A 16,239-nucleotide genomic window follows, 5' to 3' on the forward strand; every position below is an offset into this window, starting at 1 on the left:
CCCGGTCTCATTCCGAACCCGGAAGCTAAGCCCTCCAGCGCCGATGGTACTGCACTCGGGAGGGTGTGGGAGAGTAGGACGCCGCCGGACTCAACGTATACGAAAGCCCGCCCCATTCGGGGCGGGCTTTCGTGCGTTCTGGACCCTGTTTGCTCAGCGGAAGGTGGCGGCGTCGGGGCGCATCGTGCCCGTCGACCGGCTCTGGACACCCGTCAACAACTCGTCGCAAGCCCTCGGAATGACTGATGGCCTCGCCCCGGCTGAGACCGAGCGGGACCACCAAACCGTGGGGTGTCCGGGAATCGCCCCCGGAGCTGGCATGGTGGGCCGAGCGTTGCACCATGCGAACCGCTTCAGCTTTGTCGCCGGCGCCCCGCTACCGACAGCTGCGACGGGACCAAGAGCCAGCCGAGGGATGTGCCGGCTGCTTGCCTTCATGGGCGGGCCGGCCGTGGAACGGCTACCACCTTGACCAGCTGATCCAGTCCAACGAAGTCGTCTGGATTGGTCGTGTAGAGCGGCAGCCGGTTGGCGGCGGCGACCGAGGCGATCATCAGGTCCGCGAGGCGGCGACGCGGTGTGCGTCCGGCGGCCAGGACCGCCGCACACACCATGCCGTACGTCCGGGCCGCTTCCGCGTCGAAGGGCAGCGGGTCGAACGTCGCCTCGGTGTGCTGCAGCACGCTGGTGCGCCGGGCCCGCTCGACGGGGTCGTCGGTGTGGTGGGGGCCGGCAGACAGTTCGGCCAAGGTGATCGCGCTGACGACCATCTCGTCGGGCAAGAGGTCATCGCCCCGGCGAGCCGAGATCGCCGACGCAATCGAAGACGAACCGGCTGCGCCACTCCCCGCCACGCTCGACCGGCATCACGAACCATCTGGCGCGTGGCATCGCCGGCGGCAGGCCAGCAGCAGTCGGCAATCTCATCGCGTAAGCGAAAGCGCAACCGAGGACGGCCGCATCCGACTCACCCAGCGCTCCCACGGCAACGTGGAGTCTGGGGGTCGCCCCCAGGTAAGCGGAGTGGGCCGCCGGGGACTCGAACCCCGAACCTAAGGATTAAAAGTCCTCAGCTCTGCCATTGAGCTAGCGGCCCGCGATCACAGACTACCTGCGCCCTCCCGGGTTGCCGATCAGGTACCCACTGCTAACCCGTTTTGGCTGCTCACGAGCGGTCCGCGCGCCTTCTCGAAGGCGGCGCCGATCTGCAGCGCGAGGAGGTCGCTGCGGGGTCGGGTGATTATCTGCAGGCCGATGGGAAGGCCGGTGGGGGTCAGGCCCGCGGGCACCGAGAGGGCAGGGGCGCCCATGACCGTGACGTGGTAGGCGGATCTCATCCAGTCCAAGTAGGACTCCTGGGGGACGCCGGCCACCTCGTGCGGGTACTCCCAGTCGGCGGGGAACGGCGGGACCTGGCTGACGGGGGCCAGCAGCGCGTCGTAGCGGTCGAAGAAGGCGATGCCGGCCCGCCAGAGGCGCGACCAGGCCTGAGAAGCGCGGCCGAGGTCTTCCGCGGTCAGGGCGCGGCCGGCGCGGATGTTCGCGGCCAGGGAAGGCTTGAAGGCCGCCGGATGGGCGTCGAAGGCGGGGCCGAACGCCAGGTTGAACTGGTGAGCGCGCAGGGTGCGGAAGATCAGCTCGGCCTCTGCGAGGTCGGGGTCGGCCAGGTCGACCGTGCAGCCCAGCGACTCGAAGAGCGTTACGGCGGGGGTGAGGACGTCCAGGACGGCGGGGTCGACGGGGAGGCCGCCCAGCGTGGGTGACCAGGCCAGGCGCAGGCCGGCCAGGTCACGTGAAAGATCGGTCAGGAAGGCCGGGCCGGGGGTGTCCAGGGCGATCGGCGAGCGTGGGTCGGGGCCGGCCATCGCCGACAGCAGCAGGGCTACGTCGGGGACGTTGCGGGCCATCGGGCCGGCGGTGGTCAGCGTGTCCCAGGGAGAGTCGGTGGGCCAGGACGGCACGCGGCCGGGGGTCGGGCGGAAGCCGACCACGCCGCAGAACGACGCGGGGTTGCGCAGCGAGCCGCCCATGTCGCCGCCGTCGGCGATCGGGAGCATGCCCGAGGCGAGGGCGGCCGCGGCGCCGCCGCTGCTGCCGCCGGCCGAGCGGGACAGATCGTGCGGGTTGCGGGTCACGCCGAAGACCGGGTTGAACGTGTGCGAGCCTGCCCCGAACTCCGGCACGTTCGTCTTGCCCAGGCGGATGGCGCCGGCGCGGGTGATGCGTGCGACGCACAGGGTGTCGTAGTCGGGGACGTGGTCGGCGAAGAGGGGCGAGCCGAACGTCGTACGCATGCCCTGAGTCTCGTGGGTGTCCTTGAAGGCGATGGGCAGGCCGTGCAGCGGACCCGCCGGAAGCGAAGAACGGGCCGCGGCCAGGGCGCCCTCGGGGTCGAGGGTGACGATCGCGTTGATCTGCGGGTTCACGGCGGCTATGCGGTCGAGGTGGGCCTGCACCACCTCGACCGCGGACACCTCGCGGCGGCGGATCAGGCCGGCGAGGTCGGTGGCGGTCCGCTGCCAGAGATCGGTCATGGCCATTATCGTGTCGAGCTGCTAAGGCCGCGGCCACCCGCGCAAGCCACCGGAAAGCCTGCGAACGATCCGCAAGAGATCAGGGCTTCGGTCGAGACGCCGGCCCGCTTCGACGACGAGGCCGGCGGGGACGCGGACGCCGACGACCCGGCGATCTGGATCAACCGGGCCGACCGGGCGAAGAGCCGGGTGATCGGTACGGCCAAGAACGGCGGGTTGCGCGTCTCCGAGTACGGCCTGCTCGTTCTGCACGACGGCGAGAACACCCCCGACCAGGGCCGGGTCAGCACCGACTTCAAATTGGTCGACTGGCGCGCTCTGAGTCTTTCTTCACGTGGTGAATGACTGATCGACGCCACGCCGTCACCCGAATAGGCTGTGCCGCCCCGGGTTGACGGAAGGTGGACCGATGTCAAACTTCTCGGTCGACGTCCGGACGGACGCCGACGGGAGCCTTGTGATCCACCCACACGGCGCCCTGGACGCCGACTCTGCCGTGCAGTTCCGGCAGACTCTGGTGTACGCCGTCCGCAAGCTTCGCCCGCTCCGGCTGATCGTCAATCTGGTCGAGGTCACCGCGATCGACCCGATCAACCTGGGCACGCTCGCGGCCCTCTGCGACCTCGCCGACGATCATCGGGTCGTCGTTTTCCTGCGGAACGCGACGCCCGAGCTCACCGGCGAGCTACGCGCGGCCGGCGTTCCACCGCAGCGGTTCGGCAGCGACCTCGTGTGCGGCTAGGAATCCGGCGACCGACGCCGACCACGGGAACTTCTCGGCCTGCGCCCGGGCCGCGGCGCGCCGCTCGGCCTCCGGGCGGGACATGATCTCCTGGACCGCGGCGGCGTAGGCGGGCCCCTCGCCGCCGGCCGCGAGACCGGCCGTGCCGATCACCTCGGGCAGGGCGCTCTGCGAGCTCACGATCACCGGCGTGCCGCTGGCCAGGGTCTCGAGCGCGGACAGCCCGAACGTCTCGATCGGGCCGGGTGCGATCGCCACGTCCACACTGGCCTGCAGGGCAGCGACCTCGAGCGGATCGCTGAGGTGCCCCAGGAAGCGGACCGGCAGTCCCCGGTCGGCGGCCTCCTCCTGCAGCGCGTTGCGGAGCGGACCGGCTCCGGCGACGACGAGCACCGCCCGTACGCCCGAAGACCGCAAGCCCTCCAGGGCCGCAAGCGAACGCCGGGGTTTCTTCTCCGGCGAAAGCCGGCCGCAGTGCAGCAGCAGGATGTCGTCGGGGGAGGCCCAGCGGGCGCGCATGGCCGGATCGTGCCGCTCGGGCGAGAAGCGTGCAAGATCGACACCGAGCGGCACGCGGGTCACGTTCGGCATGCCGATGCGCTCGAACTCGTTGGCGGCCCACTGCGTGGTGCAGACGATCTTGTCGTGATCCTGGGCGGTGCGGCGGTTGAGCACGTCGCCGATGCGCCGCCCGGAGGCGGGGCCGAACAAGCGCAGGAGGCCGTCGAGGCTCTCGTGGGAGACCATCATCGACGGGATGCCCTGACGCCTTGCCCATTTGCCCAGCCAGCGCAGGGTGGTGCGGTCGGAGACCTCGATCCGGTCGGGCTTTATGCGTTTGATCGTCTCGGCCACGTTGCGGCGGTCGAGCAGGATGCGGTAGCCGCCGACGCCTGGTACGAGTGGGCCCGGGAGTGTGATCACCCGGCCTTGCGACTCGGATTCGTTCGAAAAATCAGGACCAGGTGTGATTAGTGAGGTTTCATGGCCCGCGGCCTCGTATCCGGCGCCGAGGTTGCGGAGCGCCGTCTTCAGGCCGCCGGAGCGGGGCGCGATGAAATTGGCAATCCGGACGATTTTCACGCGGCGGCCGCCAAGACCGGCTTCTCACACACGGCCCTATAGTGCCCGATCAACTCGTCACCCACCGCCGACCAGCTACGCCCCTCGATCGCGTGCCGCCCGGCCGCCCCGAACATCGCCCGCTTCTCCGGCGAGGCCACCAGGTCGAGCACCGCCGACGTGAACCCCGCCGCCTCGAACGGCGGCACCAGATAGCCGGTCCGCCCGTGCTGCACGAGATCCACCGGCCCGCCGGCGCGCGGCGCCACCACCGGCAGCCCGCTGGCCATCGCCTCCTGCACGGCCTGCCCGAAGGTCTCGTACGGTCCGGTGTGGGCGAAGATGTCGAAGCTCGCGTAGATACGCGCCAACTGAAGCCCGCGCCGCACCCCGAGGAACTTCGCCCGCGGCAACGCCCTGCGCAGCGCCGGCCCGGCCGGCCCGTCACCCACGATGACCAGCCGCACTCCCGGCAGCCGGCTCACGTCGGCGAGCAGGTCGATCTGCTTCTCCACGGCGAGCCGGCCGACGAAGCCGACCACCATCTCGCCGTCGGGCGCCAGCACGCGACGCATCCCGCCGCTGCGCCGTCCCGGGTGGAACTGCACGTCGTCGACGCCGCGCCGCCACAGGTGGACGCGCTCCACGCCGTGCGCGCCGAGCGCCGCGCCCGACTCGCTCGACGGCACGAGCGTCCGGGATGCCGCGTTGTGCACGGTGCGAATCCACCGCCAGGCCGCACCCTCGGTCATGCTCACCTTGTAAGCACGGGCATAAGCGGCCACATCGGTCTGATAGACGGCGACCGTGGGCAGTTTCAGGGACCTTGCGGCCGCCATCCCCCACGCGCCGAGAACGAATGGACTGGCCAAATGCACGACATCGGCGCCGTGGGCCTTCAACGCGCCGGTCATCGTCGGCGTGGGCAGCCCGAGGCGAATCTGGGGATAGCCCGGCATGGGCAGCGAAGCGATCCGCACAACCGGATAAGGCACGTCGACCCGGGCATCTCGCACCGCCGGCGGCGGCTGCGGGGCGATCACCATCGGCTCGTGCCCGCGACGCATCAGATGGTCGGCCGCCCGCACCACCGAGTGCGCGACCCCGTTGACATCCGGCAGGAAGGACTCCGTGACCAGAGCGACTCGCATGCAGTCACGATGATCTGTGCCGATGTCCGGCGTACCGCATTGTCGTTAGCCGATTTCCAAACTAAATGCAACTTTCCGGCGCTACGCGTCCTACATCTTCGTACCGGTCAGCTTTTGGTCGTTTGGATTTAACCCCTGTTTCCGTACGGCGTTTCGGGGTCGTCAAACCACAGCGGCGGCAGTTCCCCCGCCACACTCACGCGGCCCAGCGGCGGCGCCGGGCCGTTGCGCGACTCAAGCCCCTTGCAGGGTCTCGGCGTACTTCCGGAAACGATCCACCGCCCGGCCGCTGACCGCCGGCCCATGGCCGAACACGGCGTGGTCGAACTCGTGCGACGCCAGCTTGATCACGCTGCGGTCCAGTTCGGCCAGATCGGCCGCCGCCGCGCGGGGCGCGCTGGTCACCTCGCCCTTGCTGCCGGCCGCGGCGTCGCCCGCGAACAGCACGCCGCCGGCCCGATCGAGCATGTAGGCGACATGGCCGCGGGTGTGGCCCGGCGTGTGCAGCGCGGTGAAGCCCGGCAGCGGCTCGGACTCGTCCACCGTGATCAGCTGGTCGATCTTGGTGGGCTCGGCGTGCATCATCTTGCTCGCCACGCGGGCCACCAGCTTTCTCGGCGCCGGCGGCCGGATCGCGCCGGTGATCACCGGGGCGTCGGCGGCATGGGCGAAGACCCGCGCGCCCGAGCGGGTGCGCAGGTCGGCGACGTTGCCGGTGTGGTCGAAGTGGTGGTGGGTGAGCAGGATCGTGCGGACCTCGCCGAGTTGGCGGTCGATGCCGTGCAGCGCCTTCTCGATGCGGGCGGAGCGGCGGGGCAGCCCGGTATCGATCAGCACTACGCCGTCGTCGGTCACCACCAGGTGCACGTTGACGAAACCGAGGCTGAGCTCGAAGACACCATCGACCACTTCACGCACGCGGTCATTATGCTTTACGCCGTTTTCGCAATCTTGGCGAGGCGCTCGGGGGTCGGCCAGTGCACGTCGTGTGCCCAGCCGAACCGCTCGAAGATCCAGATCACGCGGGCCGAGATGTCGATCTGGCCGGGCCGTACGCCGTGCCGGGCCTGCGTCGGGTCGGCGTGGTGCAGGTTGTGCCAGGCCTCGCCCATGCTCAGGATCGCCAGCGGCCAGAAGTTCGCCGACTTGTCGCGGGCGGCGAACGGCCGTTCCCCGATCATGTGGCAGACCGAGTTGACCGACCAGGTCACGTGGTGCAGGAACGTGATACGGACCAGCCCGGCCCAGAAGAACGCGGTCAGCGCTCCGGCCCAGGACCAGGTGATCAGCCCGCCGAGCACGGCCGGACCGAGCAGCGTGAGGATGGTCAGTGGCCCGAACAGCCGGTGCACCATCCGCAGGTCCCGGTCGGCGAGCAGATCGGGCACGAACCGCTCCTGGTTGGTGAGGTCGCGGTCGAGGATCCAGCCGAGGTGCGCGTGCCAGAAGCCGCGGACCAGCGCGACCGGCGAGGTGCCGAACAGCCAGGGCGAGTGCGGGTCGCCCTCCTTGTCGGAGAACGCGTGGTGCCGGCGGTGGTCAGCCACCCAGTGCAGGATCGGGCCCTGTACGGCCAGGCTGCCGGCCACGGCGAGCGCGAGCCGCAGCGGGCGCTTGGCCTTGAACGAGCCGTGCGTGAAGTAGCGGTGGTAACCGACCGTGGTGCCCAGGCAGGTCAGCACGTAGAAGCCGGCGGCCAGAGCCAGGTCGAGCCACGTCAGGCCCCATCCCCACGCGATCGGCACGGCCGCGACCAGGGCCACGAACGGGATGATGACGAAGAGGTAGACGGTGAAGTGCGCGGGCAGCGGCCGCTTTCCGGCCAGCATGCTCTTGGGTTCTCGCAGGGGGGATGCGGACATGGCGATCACCTCGCTGTGACCCTAGGTGCGGCGGGCGGCCTACCGGCGAACCGGCGAGAGCCATCCTGTGAATCTCCGGGTACCGCATTCGAATTCATCGATATAAGCTGACCCCGGAACGGTGCCACGATCTCGCGTTTCCGAGGGCTGTCATTCCTTCATGCCTTAGGAGCTTTCCATGAGACGTCGCGCCGCGTGGGCCCTTGCCTGCATATTCGTCGCGTTCTCGATCGTGGGTGTGCTGAAGCCGGCGTACGCGGCCGTGGGATGCCGCGTCGCCTACACCGTCCCGAGCCAGTGGCCGGGTGGCTTCCAGTCATCGATCACCGTCAGCAACCTCGGCGACCCGCTCAACGGCTGGACGCTGGGCTTCACCTTCTCGGACCCGGCGCAAAAGGTGACCCAGGGGTGGAGCGCCACCTGGACCCAGTCGGGTCAGGCCGTCACCGCGACCAACGCGAGCTGGAACGGCTCGGTTGCCGGCGGCGGCACGGTGAGCGTGGGATTCACCGGGACGTTCGGCTCCGCCAACCCGGTGCCGACCGCCTTCACCGTCAATGGCGTGGTGTGCACCGGCACGACCGCGCCGACTTCTTCCCCCACTTCTTCCCCCACTTCCTCTCCCACCACCTCCCCGCCCTCGGGAGGTACATGGAACCCGCCGTCGAGCCTGGTGCAGCCGCTTGCGGCGGTCTGGTCCCACGAGGAGCAGACCTACGGCGACCTGTACGGGTTCAAGAACTACGGCTGGGACCAGCTCGTTGCCGGTGGGGGCGCGATCAACTACTGCGTCCGCTGGGACTCCACCGCCCACGTCACCGCCGCGCAGCGGGACGCGGTCGCGGCCGCTCTGCAGCGGCAGTACCAGAAGTGGATGGACCAGATGCTCGACAACGGCGTGGCCTGGAACAACTGGCCCTACAAGCAGGTGCCGGTGAAGGTCGTGGGCTGGGCGGTGCGCGACCGGGCCCAGCTGGAGTGGACCGACACGTCGGTCGACATCTACGTCAACAACATCCGGGAGAACGCGCCGCAATGCGTCGAATCGTGCGGCCGCTTCTTCCATCAGGACGGCAACTACTCGGGCTGCCCGGGTGGGGCGTCACACCACTACGACCACTCGTTGTGGCTCACGGCCGGCTTCGGTGGCGGCGCGGGCGGCGACTGGGGTCAGCGGATCGGCTCCGAGTACTTCATGAGCAACCTCAACGCCGACAACATCCATATTTTGCTCCATGAAATGGGGCATACGTACGGATTGGACGACTTCTACGACTGGGACCCGCTGCCCGGCCAGGGTTTCATCATGAAAGCCGGCAGCGCCACCTCGATCACCGAGTTCGACAAGTGGATGTTCCGCGACTTCTGGCGTCACCTGAAGTCCCGTTACGGCCGCTGATCGCTTCGCCTGGTGCGCAACGGCCGCCGGCACCCCCCGCCGGCGGCCGTTCGCATCCCCCCGGGGAATCAAGCTGGTGCGGCCGCCGTCTTGGCGTCCTGCTCGATCTCGGCGGTGTCGGCCTTCAGTTGCTTGGACTCGAGTTTCTCGGCCCGGCGCATGGCCCGCTCGACCTTGGCGCCCATGTCCGAGGCGGCGACCACGACGAGGGCCGCTTGTCCCGCGTCGAGCCACTCGCCGAGCTCCTTGAGGTCGTGCCGGCTCATCCCCGCCGCGGCGTGCCCCGCCACGGCGCCGAGGATCGCCCCGCCGCCGGTGGTGGCGGCCAGCAGGCCACCCCCGATGGCGGCGAACGGGAAGAGCGCCACTACCAAGCCGGTGGCCAGCCCCACTCCGCCGCCGAGCACGCCGCCCACCCGGGTCGGCGTCTCGTGCTTACGGACAATCTTGGTCTTGCCGCCCTCCCGCCGCTCCACGACGGCGGCGTCATAGGCGTCGATCAGGCCCGCTTCCCGATGCAGATCCTTGACCAGGTCGTAGTCGGCTTCCGCGTCGGCGACGCTCGGATAAACTCCCGCATACACCATGAACGTGTCGAAAGCCATTGTGGGCGCCTCCCTCGGGCGTGATGTGGGCACAGCCTCCCGTGTGCTCGTCGGCTGCCACCTCATCCCGAACAGATGAGTGACGTTCGGGCCCGGTGAGCTGCTGCCGGCCCGGCTGTTGAACCGCTTGCCGGCCTGGCTGCTGAGCCGCTTGCCGGCCTGGCTGCTGAGCCGCTTGCCGGCCTGGCTGCTGAGCCGCTTGCCGGCCTGGCTGCTGAGCCGCTTGCCGGCCCGGCTGCTGAGCCGCTTGCCGGCCGGGTGGCTGCTGAACCGCTTGCCGGCCTGATGGCTGAACCGCGCGCCGGCGATGCTGCCGATGCCCGCGACCACCCTCGACCCGGCTCCGGCGTGGCTCCGGCGTGGCTCCGGCGTGGCTCAGGCTGGGCGGTAGGCGCGGACAATCAGGTCGGCGGTCTCGGCGGCGATCGCGTGGCGCTGGTCGGTGGTGAGGTGCTTGGTGCCGTAGGCGGAGGCCACGCGACCCTCGGTGACCAGCAGGTAGGCGAACTGGCGGGCGGCCCGTGCTGGATCGGGGACGTCGAGAAGGCCGGCGTCGGCGCAACGGCGGAAGTAGCCGGCCAGTTCCTGATCGACGAAGGGCTCGGCGCCGTCGCCCCAATGGTCGCTGAGCTCGGGGTGGTTGCCGATCTCGGCGATGGTGAGCCGGTGCAGGGCGGCCACGGTCGGCGACAGCGCGGCCGCGAGGATCTGCTCGCCCAGCAGGGTGAGGGTCTCGGCCGCAGCGCCGGACGGGAACACCCAGTCGCCCGCGGCCGGCCGGTCTGCTGTGGCTGGGCCAGCGGTGGGTGGGCCAGCGGCCGGCCGGCCCGCGGTGGGTCGGCTTGCGGTGGGTCGGCTTGCGGTGGGTGGGCCTGTGGTGGGCGGGCTGGCGGCGGTGAGAGTCTGCTCGGCGGTGGTGGTGCGGGCGGCGGCGACGGCGGCGAGGAACAGGGTCTGCTTGTCGCGGAAATGGCGGTAGACGGTCTGCTTGCCGACGCCGGCCACCGCCGCGATCTCGTCGACGCTCGCCGAATAGCCAGAGTGGAGGAAGGCCTCGGTCGCGGCCTCGAGGATGGCCCGCCGCTTGGCCTGGGAGGGGACGCCGGTCACGGGCTCATCCTACGTCATCTCTAGACGAGACCGTCTCGTCTCGCTATGCTTTCGAACAAGACGAGACGGTCTCGTCTTGTTATCGGGGGTCGCCATGGATGCCGACGTCGTCGTGGTCGGGGCGGGGCCGGTCGGACTGCTGCTTGCGGCAGAGCTCGCGCTCGAGCGGGGTGCGGCCGCTCGTGCTCGAGCGGCTGGCCGAGCCGAGTGAGCAGCCCAAGGCCCGGGGGATAGGGCCGCTCGCCGCCGAAGCGCTGCGGCGGCGTGGGCTCGGGGCCGACCTCGACCGCGAGCACGAGCAGGGCCTGCGCAAACTCGAGCAAGACCACGGTACGACGAAGACCCACTTCGCCTGGATCCACAAGATCGACCCGGACGCTGCCGATCCCGGTCGCCGCGGCGCGCTGATCGGGCAGCCTGCGCTCGAGGCCCTACTGCGCCGCTACCTGAGCGGCCTCGGCGTCGAGGTGCGCTTCGGCCACGTGCTGACGGGCCTGGAAGAAGGCGTGCCTGACGGCCCTGCACGAAACGCGCTGATGGGTGTGCACGAAAACGTGCTGACGGTCGAATCCCCGAGCGGGTCGCGGCGGGTCACTGCTCGATACGTGGTCGGGTGTGACGGTGGACGCAGCGTCGTGCGTAAGCTCGCCGGTTTCGACTTTCCCGGAACCCCACCGTTGATGACCATCCGATTCGCGCGTGCCCGGGCGAAGGGCGAGCTGCCGCCGCCCGGCCGGCTCGCCAAGGGCACGCTGTTCCACGGCGAAGGCATGGTCGCCACTTACGACTTCCAAGACACAGACCCGGATCGTTCGGCGCCGCTGACGGCCGATGAGATGGGGGCGAGCGTCCGCCGCGTCGCCGGGATCGATGTGGAGATCACCGACTTTCACGGCGGCATGCGCTTCACCGATCAGGCGCGACAGGCGAGCACCTACCGCCGGGGGCACACGCTGCTGGCCGGCGACGCCGCGCACGTGCACTCGCCGAACGGCGGCCAGGGGCTCAACCTCGGCCTGATGGACGCCATGAACCTGGGCTGGAAACTCGCGGCCGTGGTCCACGGCAACGACGCTCTGCTCGACACCTACACCGCCGAGCGGCACCCGGTCGGCGCGGCCGTCCTCGCCAACACTCGCGCCCAGTCGGCCCTCCTCGCGCCGGGGCCGCACGTCGACGCGCTGCGCGACGTGGTCAGCAACCTCATGGATCTGCCCGAGGTCAACCAGCACCTGAGCCGCCTGCTCTCCGGCGTCACGATCCGCCACGAGATGCCCTACCCGGCCACGCATCCGATGACCGGCATGGCCTGCCCGCCGCTGATCGTCGACGGGGTTCCGCTGGAGAAACTCACCACGAGCGGACGCCCCCTGCTGCTGCACCCCAACGCCGAGGCTCTCGCCGGCGACCGGGTCGAGGCCGTCACCGCCACCGACCTCGGCGACCATCGGCTGGCCGCCGTGCTCCTGCGCCCCGACGGCGTGATCGCCTGGGCGTCCGCACCGAGCGCGCACCCGGGGCTGGGCGACCACCCGGGGCCGGGCGCGCACCCGGGGCTGGGCGACCACCCGGGGCCGGGCGACGAACCGGGGACCGACGAGCTTCAGTTGGCGCTGGACACATGGTTCCGGTTCCCGCCGACTTAGCCAGGTCGGCTCGGGAACGACGGCTCGTTCGGCTCGGCTCGGGAACGACGACTTGGCCGGCCCGGCTCGGGAACGACGACTTGGCCGGCTCGGCTGGGGAACGACGACTTGGCCGGCTCGGCTGGGGAACGACGGCTTAGCCGGCTCGGCTTGGCTCGGGAGCGACGGGCGCGGGGAGGGGTGCATGGCGAGGCAGGGCGGTCAGGACCAGGAGGCCGGCGGCGAGGTAGCCGGCGCCCTGGAGGGCTATCACCGGGACTATGCCGGCGTGTGGCGGCAGGGCGCCGGCCAGGGCGATGCCGACCAGCATCGCGGCGGCCTTCAGGGTGGTTATCGCGCCGAAGACGCGGGCGCGGTGGGCGTCCGATGTGGAGGTCTGGAAGACCGTGGTCAGGCCGGCCAAGGTGAGGGCGCCGGGGAGGCCTACCAGGATCATGATGGTGATGGCAGGCCAGAGGGCGTCGGAGAGCAGGGGATAGAGGAACAGGGCCAGGTCGAGCAGGCCGAAGACGGCCGCGCCGGCGCCCAGGAGCAGGCGCGGGGAGAAGCGGTGGCCGATCAGCGTGGCGGCCATGCCGCCGGCCAGGCCGCCTACCGCCTGGACGGCCATGATCGTGCCGTAGGCCTCGTTGCCGCCGTGGAGGACGTCGCGGACGAAAGGTGCCATGAGGGTCATCATGATGGCCTCGCCCACGCCCGTGATCAGCGCAAACACGGCGAGCGTCCGCAGGGTCCGGTTGCCGAGCGCGATGCGCGTGCCCTCTCGCCAATCGCGCATGAAGCGCGGTGCCGCGGACGGGACGCTCGGCCGGGCCACCCGGTGCCTGATCGCCGCCAGCAGGGCGGCGGCCACGGCGAAGGTGGCCGCGTCGGCCAGCGTGATCAGCCGGATGCCGCCGGATGCCGCCAGGAACCCGCCCAGGGCGGCGCCGGTCAGCCTGGCTATGTCGCGCGCCTGCCCGTTCATGGCGTTCGCGGTGACCAGGTTCTCCTCGGCGACGAGCGTGGGCACCAGCGCGGCCTCGGCCGAGGCGAAACCGACCGCCAGCGCGCTCTGCACGGCTGCCACGGCGTACACGATCGGGGCCTGGCCCGGATGATCGACCAGGAGCAGCGGCAGCAGCGTGATCGCCAGCAGCAGGTTGCAGGCGATCATCGTGCGGCGGTGGTCCCAGCGGTCGGCGAGCACGCCCGCGAAGGAGCCGAGCGTGACCTGCGGCAGCAGCGCGGCCAGGACCATGGTGGCGGACGCCAGCGTGGAACCGGTGAGGACGTAGACCTGGTACGCCAGGCCGGTGGTGAGGATCCAGTCGCCGGTGAACGAGACGAAGTTGGCGGCCAGCAGCAGGCGGTAGTCGCGGTTGCCGAGGACGTGCATCTCAGCCGCCGGTGGCGGTCGGCCGGAGCGGGGTGGCGATCAGCGTGATGTCGACCGGCATCGCGTCGGCCGGGCGCGCCGCCACGTCGCCGAGAGGGCGCTGCTCGACCAGGGGGTTGATCAGATCCGTCCACGCGCGGTGCAGCTCGGCCATCTCGTCGAGGGTCAGGTAGACCAGGCTCTGCGAGATGCCGGTCTGGTCGGCCCAGCCGGGATCGGCCTCGCCGCGGCGCTGCTGCCACTCGGCGAACTGGGCGCCCGCGCGCTCGATCACGAAGCGCTCGAGGGCCTCGACGGCCTCCTGCGCCTCGTCGGTCTTCTCCGGCTCGAAGGTGGTGGACGTGTGCGTGACCCGCCACGGGCGCTCGCGGTTGTCGCCGGCCTCAGCGGGCTCGACGTAGCCGTACTTCGCGAGCTGGCGCAGGTGGTGGGAGGCGAGCGCCTGGCTGACGCCGAGCTGGCGGGCCGCCTCGGCCGCGGTGACCGAGCCCTCGCGGCCGACGAGGGCGTGCAGCTTGAGGCGCAGCGGATGGGCGAGGGCGCGCAGCGCGAGGGCGTCGCCGACGACCCTGCGGCCCGCCGATTCCAAAGACATGCTTGGAATGCTCCGCCCGTCCGGCGTCGATGTCAAGCAAGTGCTTGGAATAGGGGCCGGGGCCAGTAACGACAAGCTCTACGGCGGAAACGGCGCCGACACGCTGGTTATGGGTGAGCTGCGAGCGCCTCTCGTAGGAGCGGAGATCATGGGGCACCGAAAGGGTTCGCCGGAACGGACAGATCCTCGCCCTAGGGATGGGTATTGGCTGGTCAGCGCCACCGCGACCGGTCAGTATCGGACGTGGCCGCACGGGGCGGTCCGTCGAGAACGGAGCGGGCGTTGGAGTACGCCACCGAACAACTCAGCGCGGGTTTTCGCGCGATGACCATGCTTGCCGGTCTGGTGCGCCGGGGCGGGCGTCCGGCAGCCGTGGCGCCGACCGTCCCGTTGCGTCCACAGGAGAAGCAGTACGGCTGGTTCCCGGTCACGGTCGCCGGCGCCGGTCGCCGGATCGCGGTGATCACCAGCCAGCGGCTGATCGTCGACGACGAATACTCTCTTACCGACATATCTGATATGCGCCACGGGGAATGGTCGCTGGCGCTGCGGATCAGGGACCGGACGGTGGTGCTCAGCGGCCCCTGGGTGCCCTGGATGAGCGTGGTGATCTGCGCCGAGCTCTACGGCACGGCCTGGCCCCCGGCGGCCGTACCGGCGCCGCGTCGCGAGATCAACGCGAGAACACCGCGGAAAAAGCTGATGGCGCCCATGGACTGCCGCGTGCGCGGACTGCGACGCTAGGCGATGTGTATGACTACGACCTGTTGGTCCTCGGATCCGGGCCCAGTGGACAGAAGGCCGCGATCGCCGCGTCGAAGCTCGGCCGCCGCGTCGGCATCATCGACCGCCGCGACATGATCGGCGGCGTCTGCATCAACACCGGCACGGTGCCGTCCAAGACCCTGCGCGAGGCCGTGCTCTACCTGACCGGCCTGAGCCAGCGCGACCTGTACGGGTCGAGCTACCGGGTCAAGGAAGAGATCACCGTCAGCGACCTCGCCGCGCGCACCCAGCACGTGATCACCCGGCAGACCGACGTCATCCGCAACCAGCTCGCTCGCAACCACGTCGCGATGGTCACCGGCACCGGCCGGTTCGCCGACGCGCACTCGCTCTGGATCGACGGTGGCGATGGCCGCGACCACAAGGTCACCGCTGACAAGATCATTATCGCGGCCGGCACCCGGCCCGCGCGTCCGGACAGCGTGGACTTCGACGACCGGACGATCGTCGACTCGGACGGCGTGATCAACCTCGAGGCCGTGCCGCGCAGCATGGTCGTGGTCGGCGCCGGCGTGATCGGCATGGAGTACGCCTCGATGTTCGCCGCGCTCGGCACCAAGGTCACCGTGGTCGAGCGCCGCGAGAAGATGCTCGACTTCTGCGACGACGAGATCATCGAGTCGCTGAAATACCACCTGCGCGACCTGAGCGTCACGTTCCGCTTCGGCGAGGAGGTGGCCGCGGTCGAGAAGCACCAGACCGCCGCCCTCTGCATCCTGAAGAGCGGCAAGAAGATCGTCGCCGACACGGTCATGTACTCGGCCGGCCGGCAGGGCCAGACCGACGACCTCAACCTCGAGGCGGCCGGACTCGTCGCCGACCGCCGGGGCCGGATCGAGGTCGACGGCAACTTCCGCACCGCGGTCGACAACATCTACGCGGTCGGTGACGTGATCGGCTTCCCGGCGCTCGCCTCCACCTCGATGGAGCAGGGCCGGCTTGCGGCGCACCACGCCTGCGGTGAGCCGGTCCGCGAGATGGGCGCGCTCCAGCCGATCGGCATCTACACGATCCCCGAGATCAGCTTCGTGGGTAAGACCGAGGACGAGCTGACCGATTCGGCGACGCCGTTCGAGGTGGGCATCGCGCGGTACCGCGAACTCGCCCGCGGCCAGATCGTCGGCGACTCGTACGGCATGCTCAAGCTGCTGGTCGCCCCCGAGGACGGCAGGTTGCTCGGCGTGCACGTCTTCGGCACCGCCGCCACCGAGATCGTCCACATCGGTCAGGCGGTGATGGGCTGCGGCGGCACGATCGATTACCTGGTCGACGCGGTCTTCAACTACCCGACGCTGTCCGAGGCGTACAAGGTGGCCGCCCTCGACGCCTCGAACAAGATCCGCAACATCACCCGGATCGACGGCTGACC

16 protein-coding genes, 1 tRNA gene and 1 rRNA gene are annotated in these 16,239 nt (G+C 70.2%); 7 read left to right on the forward strand and 11 right to left on the reverse strand.

Annotated elements, in window-relative coordinates; all coding sequences use genetic code 11:
* Positions 1-90 (forward strand): 5S ribosomal RNA (gene rrf / locus ACIA5D_RS29075); the annotation flags it as partial.
* 344 nt (positions 91-434) lie between these two features.
* Here the strand turns inward: rrf and ACIA5D_RS29080 are convergent.
* From ACIA5D_RS29080 to ACIA5D_RS29090, 3 genes are all read right to left on the reverse strand, one after another.
* On the reverse strand, positions 435-782 hold the full coding sequence (locus ACIA5D_RS29080) for a type II toxin-antitoxin system VapC family toxin (RefSeq protein WP_396033472.1): 348 nt from the start codon (positions 780-782) through the stop codon (positions 435-437).
* A 242-nt stretch (positions 783-1,024) separates the two neighbouring features.
* Positions 1,025-1,096 (reverse strand) — tRNA-Lys (locus ACIA5D_RS29085).
* A gap of 37 nt (positions 1,097-1,133) precedes the next feature.
* Positions 1,134-2,534, reverse strand: a complete 1,401-nt coding sequence (locus ACIA5D_RS29090; protein ID WP_396033473.1) for an amidase — start codon at positions 2,532-2,534, stop codon at positions 1,134-1,136.
* On the opposite strand from ACIA5D_RS29090, the gene ACIA5D_RS29095 reads away from it, so the two are divergent.
* Together ACIA5D_RS29095 and ACIA5D_RS29100 are read left to right on the forward strand one after the other, a co-directional pair.
* Complete coding sequence (locus ACIA5D_RS29095) at positions 2,445-2,879, forward strand: phytase (RefSeq protein ID WP_396033474.1); 435 nt, start codon at positions 2,445-2,447, stop codon at positions 2,877-2,879. The genes ACIA5D_RS29090 and ACIA5D_RS29095 overlap by 90 nt on opposite strands.
* Before the next feature lie 64 nt (positions 2,880-2,943).
* Positions 2,944-3,276, forward strand: a complete 333-nt coding sequence (locus ACIA5D_RS29100) for an STAS domain-containing protein (RefSeq protein WP_396033475.1) — start codon at positions 2,944-2,946, stop codon at positions 3,274-3,276.
* Here the strand turns inward: ACIA5D_RS29100 and ACIA5D_RS29105 are convergent.
* From ACIA5D_RS29105 to ACIA5D_RS29120, 4 genes are all read right to left on the reverse strand, one after another.
* A complete protein-coding gene (locus ACIA5D_RS29105; protein ID WP_396033476.1) occupies positions 3,220-4,359 on the reverse strand; it encodes a glycosyltransferase in 1,140 nt (379 codons plus the stop codon). The two genes, ACIA5D_RS29100 and ACIA5D_RS29105, sit on opposite strands and share 57 nt — an antisense overlap.
* Complete coding sequence (locus tag ACIA5D_RS29110; RefSeq protein ID WP_396033477.1) at positions 4,356-5,489, reverse strand: glycosyltransferase family 4 protein; 1,134 nt, start codon at positions 5,487-5,489, stop codon at positions 4,356-4,358. Before ACIA5D_RS29110 ends, ACIA5D_RS29105 begins: the two co-directional genes overlap by 4 nt.
* 234 nt (positions 5,490-5,723) lie before the next feature.
* Positions 5,724-6,407 (reverse strand): MBL fold metallo-hydrolase, encoded by a 684-nt coding sequence (locus tag ACIA5D_RS29115; protein WP_396033478.1) that lies wholly within the window; start codon positions 6,405-6,407, stop codon positions 5,724-5,726.
* Between the two features lie 14 nt (positions 6,408-6,421).
* Entirely contained in the window at positions 6,422-7,351 is a 930-nt protein-coding gene (locus tag ACIA5D_RS29120) for an acyl-CoA desaturase (protein ID WP_396033479.1), read from the reverse strand.
* 178 nt (positions 7,352-7,529) lie between these two features.
* Here ACIA5D_RS29120 and ACIA5D_RS29125 point away from each other — a divergent pair, with 178 nt between their 5' ends.
* Positions 7,530-8,750, forward strand: coding sequence for a cellulose-binding domain-containing protein (locus ACIA5D_RS29125; protein ID WP_396033481.1), 1,221 nt, complete (start codon positions 7,530-7,532; stop codon positions 8,748-8,750).
* Between the two features lie 68 nt (positions 8,751-8,818).
* On the opposite strand, the gene ACIA5D_RS29130 is transcribed toward ACIA5D_RS29125, so the two are convergent.
* Entirely contained in the window at positions 8,819-9,685 is an 867-nt protein-coding gene (locus ACIA5D_RS29130; RefSeq protein ID WP_396033482.1) for a hypothetical protein, read from the reverse strand.
* Positions 9,686-9,730: 45 nt separating this feature from the next.
* Positions 9,731-10,465 (reverse strand): TetR/AcrR family transcriptional regulator C-terminal domain-containing protein, encoded by a 735-nt coding sequence (locus ACIA5D_RS29135; RefSeq protein WP_396033483.1) that lies wholly within the window; start codon positions 10,463-10,465, stop codon positions 9,731-9,733.
* A gap of 143 nt (positions 10,466-10,608) precedes the next feature.
* On the opposite strand from ACIA5D_RS29135, the gene ACIA5D_RS29140 reads away from it, so the two are divergent.
* Entirely contained in the window at positions 10,609-12,111 is a 1,503-nt protein-coding gene (locus ACIA5D_RS29140) for an FAD-dependent monooxygenase (protein WP_396033484.1), read from the forward strand.
* Between the two features lie 136 nt (positions 12,112-12,247).
* Here the strand turns inward: ACIA5D_RS29140 and ACIA5D_RS29145 are convergent, their stop codons facing one another.
* Entirely contained in the window at positions 12,248-13,489 is a 1,242-nt protein-coding gene (locus ACIA5D_RS29145; RefSeq protein ID WP_396033485.1) for an MFS transporter, read from the reverse strand.
* 1 nt (position 13,490) lies between these two features.
* Complete coding sequence (locus tag ACIA5D_RS29150; RefSeq protein ID WP_396033486.1) at positions 13,491-14,084, reverse strand: ArsR/SmtB family transcription factor; 594 nt, start codon at positions 14,082-14,084, stop codon at positions 13,491-13,493.
* A 282-nt stretch (positions 14,085-14,366) separates the two neighbouring features.
* Here ACIA5D_RS29150 and ACIA5D_RS29155 point away from each other — a divergent pair, with 282 nt between their 5' ends.
* Together ACIA5D_RS29155 and sthA are read left to right on the forward strand one after the other, a co-directional pair.
* The gene (locus ACIA5D_RS29155) at positions 14,367-14,828 is read left to right on the forward strand and encodes a hypothetical protein (protein WP_396033487.1); all 462 of its coding nucleotides are present in this window, start codon (positions 14,367-14,369) and stop codon (positions 14,826-14,828) included.
* Between the two features lie 5 nt (positions 14,829-14,833).
* Positions 14,834-16,237 carry a Si-specific NAD(P)(+) transhydrogenase gene (sthA, locus tag ACIA5D_RS29160; protein ID WP_396033488.1) on the forward strand — a complete coding sequence of 468 codons (1,404 nt, stop codon included), beginning with the start codon at positions 14,834-14,836 and terminating at the stop codon, positions 16,235-16,237.
* Positions 16,238-16,239: the final 2 nt, after the last annotated feature.

It is taken from the genome of Actinoplanes sp. NPDC051513 (assembly GCF_044454685.1).
Taxonomy (GTDB): Bacteria; Actinomycetota; Actinomycetes; order Mycobacteriales; family Micromonosporaceae; genus Actinoplanes.